This window comes from Micromonospora phytophila (assembly GCF_023656545.1).
Classification (GTDB): Bacteria; Actinomycetota; Actinomycetes; order Mycobacteriales; family Micromonosporaceae; genus Micromonospora; species Micromonospora phytophila.
This window is the reverse complement of record NZ_JAMOKF010000404.1, coordinates 1-4,268: the sequence shown is the minus strand read 5'-3', so window position 1 is coordinate 4,268 and position 4,268 is coordinate 1. Positions and strand designations below refer to the sequence as shown.

Here is a 4,268-nt window from a genome sequence, read left to right as displayed (position 1 = left end):
GGCTCGCTGCCGCGCCGGCCCGGGCGGCCCGGGGCGGTGCGGCGTGATCTGGCAGTCACCGGTGCGGCTGTGGCTGCTGCTCGGGGTGCTCGCCCTGGCCGTCGGCTACCTCCTCGCGCAGCGCCGGCGCAGCCGGTACGCCCTGCGCTTCACCAACCTGCGGCTGCTCGACCGGGTGGCACCCGTTCGCCCGGCCTGGCGGCGACACGTGCCGGCCGGCCTCTTCCTCGCCATGCTGGCGCTGCTGGTCGTCGGGTTCGCGCGGCCCACGGCCGAGGTGCGGGTGCCCCGGGAACGGGCGACGGTGATGGTGGCGGTGGACGTCTCCACCTCCATGCTGGCCGGCGACGTGGAACCCGACCGGCTCAGCGCGGCCAAGGAGTCGGCCCGGCGCTTCGTCGACGGCCTGCCCGAGGAGTTCAACGTCGGGCTGGTCGCCTTCGCTGGCAGCGCGGCGGTGCTGGTGCCGCCGGGCACCGACCGGGAGGCGCTGCACGAGGGGATCGAGCGGCTGGTCGAGGGGGCCACCGGGGTGCAGGGCACCGCCATCGGCGAGGCCATCAACACCTCGCTGGGCGCGGTGAAGGGCTTCGACACCCAGGCGGCGAAGGATCCTCCGCCGGCCCGGATCATCCTGCTCTCCGACGGCGCGAACACCTCGGGCATGGACCCGATGGAGGCCGCAGCCGAGGCGGTGGCGATGAAGGTGCCGGTGCACACGATCTCGTTCGGCACCCCGGGCGGCTTTGTGGACCGGGGCGGCCGGCCCATCCAGGTGCCGGTGGACGGGCAGACCCTGCGCGCCGTGGCCGAGGAGACCGGCGGCGGGTTCCACGAGGCCAGCACGGTCGACGAACTGCGCGCCGTCTACGAGGACATCGGCACCTCGGTGGGGTACCGCACCGAACGGCAGGACGTCTCGGCCCGCTTCATCGGCCTCGGGCTGATGTTCGCCATGGGCGCGGCGGCCGGTTCGATGCGCTGGTTCTCCCGGCTGCCCTGAGCCCGCGCGCCGGGCCACCGCCGACCTGACACGTGAGGAGCGTACGCATGGCAGTGCAGACCGGGTTGGGCGAACCGCGCGGCCCCTGGTTCATCTCGCCGGAGCTGGATCCGGACGGGCGGGGTCGCTGGGACGCACCGGGATCGGACCGCGATCCGGTGCGGCGCCGCCGCGGCCGGCTGCTGGCCGCGGCGGCGGTGGTGGCCCTCTCCACCGCCGGCGGCGCGGTCGCCGGCGGCGTGGTGGCTGGCCAGGACGGCACGCCGGGCCCGGCGGCGGCCTCGGCGGCCCCGGTCCCGGCGGAGCTGGTGACCGCGGCCGGGAAGACCGTGCCGGGGGTGGTGACGGTGCTGGTGGGCGGCACCGGCGGCGGCTCCGCCACCGGTTCCGGCTTCGCCGTCGACGACCAGCAGCACATCATCACCAACGACCACATCCTGGCCAAGGGACGCGGTGCGGTGACCGTGGAGCTGCCCGACGGGCGGCGGTTCACCGCGGAGGTGGTCGGCCGGGAGCCGCGCAGCGACCTGGCGGTGCTGAGGGTGCCGCCGTCGGCCGGCCTGTCGGCGCTGCCGCTGGCCAAGCCCGGATCGACCCGGGTCGGTGAGCCGGTGCTGGCGGTCGGCTCCCCGCTGGGGCTCCCCGGCACCGTCACCGCCGGCATCGTCAGCGCGCTCGACCGGCAGGTCCGCCTCGGCGACAACCGGCACACCGCGGTGCAGACCGACGCCTCGATCAATCCGGGCAACTCGGGCGGTCCCCTGGTCAACGCCCGGGGCGAGGTGGTCGGGGTGAACACCGCGATCGCCACCATCGACGGCAACGGCTCGATCGGCATCGGCTTCGCCATCCCGATCGAACAGGTGCAGCAGACCGCCGACACGATCATCGGAAAGGGTGGCTGAGCTGCGCGAAAAGCCCCGCGCCGCCGGCATGGGAACGTGAAAACTGTCGGATACCCGGCGCGGAATGATCGGACCATGGAAATATTACGCTGAGTATGGATACTGGCGTGGGTGGAGCGTCCTGAATTCGTGGTCCTCCTGCTGGTGGGCCTCATCATCGGAACCGGGGTCGGGTCGGCGTACGCCCGGGCGCGACGCGGGTGGACCGACTACCAGACCGTCAAGAAGACCGTGCCCGGCGCCCGGCGCGCCGCGTGGCTGCTGATCAAGGTGGTCACCACGAAGATCGGGGTGATCGCCCTGCTGCTGGTCGGCGCGGTCGCGTACGCGGCCGCCGACTCCGACGGCGGGTCCGGCCAGCCGGCGCCGACCCCGTCCGCCACCTCGAGCACCCGGGTCGGGCGCTAGCCTCAAGGGGTGGACGACGGACTGCGGGTGACCGACCGGTGGGTCGTCCCCGCCGGTGAGCTGCGGGAACGGTTTTCCCGCTCGTCGGGGCCGGGTGGCCAGGGCGTCAACACCACCGACTCGCGGGTGGAGCTGAGCTTCGACCTGGCCGGCTCGCCCGGCCTGCCCGGCTCGCTGCGGGCACGGGCCCTGGAGCGGCTCGCCGCACGGCTGGTCGACGGGGTGCTGACCGTCGTCGCCAGCGAACACCGCGCCCAGCTGGCCAACCGGGAGGCCGCCCGGGAGCGGATGACCGCGCTGCTGCGTGAGGCGGTCGCCCCGCCACCGCCGCCCCGCCGGCCGACCCGCCCCTCCCGTGGGGCGAAGGAACGCCGGCTGGCCGACAAGAAGCGCCAGTCCCAGCGCAAGCGTGACCGCCGCGTCGACGGCGACTGACGCCCCGTCCCGCCGGCCGCGATTCGTGTGACGACAGAACACCTCGTCGGCGACCAGGCCGAGCCCTACTCCGGCACGGCCTCCAGCAGGCGCGCCCGCAGCCCGGCGGCCCGGTCGGCGAAACCCCGCTGGGCGGCGGCGTACTCGGTCCGCCCCTCGGGGGTCTCCACCCGCACCGGCGGGTACCCGAGCGCGGCCAGGTCGTACGGGCTGGCCCGCATGTCCAGGGTGCGGATCTCCCGGGCCAGCGCGAAGCAGTCGGCGACCAGTTCGCTCGGCACCAGCGGGGAGAGCTTGTACGACCACTTGTAGAGGTCCATGTTGGCGTGCAAGCAGCCCGGCTGCTCAAGGGCGTGCTGCGTCTCCCGGGTCGGGGTGAGCAGGTTCAGCGGCCGGGCCGGCGCGGTGAAGAACCGGTACGCGTCGAAATGGCTGCACCGCACGCCCCGCTCGTCCACCACGGCAGCGGTCTCCGCCGGGCTCAGCCGCAGCGGCCACGCGTTGTGGCGTACCTCCGCCTGGGTCTGCCGGTAGACCATGGCCCACTCGTGCAACCCGAAGCAGCCCAGCTGCGCCGGCCGTCCGGCGGTCGCCGCGAGCAGCGCGCGGATCCACCCGACCGACTCGGCGCGCCGCGCGAGTACCCCCTCGGTGTCGAGGGTGACTCCGGCGGCGGTGGCGCGGTAGTCGCGGCCGAACTCCGCCGCGTCCGCGTCGCGCAGCACCACCCCCGCCCCGGGGTGCCAGCGGCGCAGCTGGGCCGGGCGGTGGGAGTAGTAGGTGAAGAGGAAGTCCTCCACCGGGTGCCGCTCGCCCCGGCGGCGACGGGCCAGGTGCGGGGTGAGCCAGGCGTCGACCCGTTCCTCGTGCGCCCGGCGTCGGGCCTGCCACCGCGCCGTGTCGAGCACGGTGGTGGGGGCGAGGGCGGCGGTCACGGACCCCAGGGTACGACCGCCGCCCGGCCGCCGGTCAGGGCACGTCCACCCGCACCCCGGCGGAGAAGACCCCGCTGCGCAGCTCCAACTGCTTCGGCCGGGCCCGCCCGTCGACGGTGAACACCAGCGGCAGCACCATCCGGCTGCCCGCCGCCATCGGCTGGGCGAAGACGTCCCGGCCCTGGTTGGCCGCCCGGGTGGCCTGCTCGTCGGCGCTGACGAAGTTGCCGTCCGGCAGGTACGCGCGTTGCAGCGGGCCGTGCCAGGTCTGCCGTTCCCCTGTGACGTTGCGAACCCCAACGGTGGCCTCGCACCGGCGGGCCCTCCGGCCCGGCTCGCAGGCGACGCGGTAGACGGTGAACTCGAAAGCCGCCTCGCGCAGCGGCTCACCGACCGCGCCGTTCACCCCCTGGCCGATCCACGCGCCGCTGGTCGGCTGGCTGTCGGTGTCGATGGCGGCCACCTCCCGGGTGGCCGTCCAGGCGACCGTGCCGACGGTGCCGGTGAGCACCAGCACGGCGACCGGGACGATCAACCAGACGGAGGGGGTGCGGCGGCGCCACGCCGGGCGGGGCGCGGCCG

At 74.9% G+C, this 4,268-nt stretch carries 5 protein-coding genes and 1 pseudogene; 4 read left to right on the top strand and 2 right to left on the bottom strand.

Annotation, left to right across the window (positions count from 1 at the left end):
* Positions 1-43: 43 nt before the first annotated feature.
* The 4 genes from NCC78_RS28365 (at position 44) to arfB (ending at position 2,751) form a co-directional block, all read left to right on the top strand.
* Complete coding sequence (locus tag NCC78_RS28365; RefSeq protein WP_250798344.1) at positions 44-1,003, top strand: VWA domain-containing protein; 960 nt, start codon at positions 44-46, stop codon at positions 1,001-1,003.
* 47 nt (positions 1,004-1,050) lie between these two features.
* Positions 1,051-1,908 (top strand): S1C family serine protease, encoded by an 858-nt coding sequence (locus tag NCC78_RS28360; RefSeq protein ID WP_250798343.1) that lies wholly within the window; start codon positions 1,051-1,053, stop codon positions 1,906-1,908.
* 111 nt (positions 1,909-2,019) lie between these two features.
* Complete coding sequence (locus NCC78_RS28355) at positions 2,020-2,316, top strand: hypothetical protein (protein WP_250798342.1); 297 nt, start codon at positions 2,020-2,022, stop codon at positions 2,314-2,316.
* A gap of 9 nt (positions 2,317-2,325) precedes the next feature.
* Positions 2,326-2,751: an alternative ribosome rescue aminoacyl-tRNA hydrolase ArfB gene (gene arfB / locus NCC78_RS28350; protein WP_250798340.1), complete on the top strand. Its 426-nt coding sequence runs from the start codon at positions 2,326-2,328 to the stop codon at positions 2,749-2,751.
* A 65-nt stretch (positions 2,752-2,816) separates the two neighbouring features.
* Here arfB and NCC78_RS28345 read toward each other — a convergent pair whose 3' ends face one another.
* On the bottom strand, positions 2,817-3,686 hold the full coding sequence (locus tag NCC78_RS28345) for a 3-methyladenine DNA glycosylase (protein ID WP_250798339.1): 870 nt from the start codon (positions 3,684-3,686) through the stop codon (positions 2,817-2,819).
* A gap of 34 nt (positions 3,687-3,720) precedes the next feature.
* Positions 3,721-4,268 (bottom strand): annotated as a pseudogene (locus NCC78_RS28340) (hypothetical protein); the annotation flags it as partial.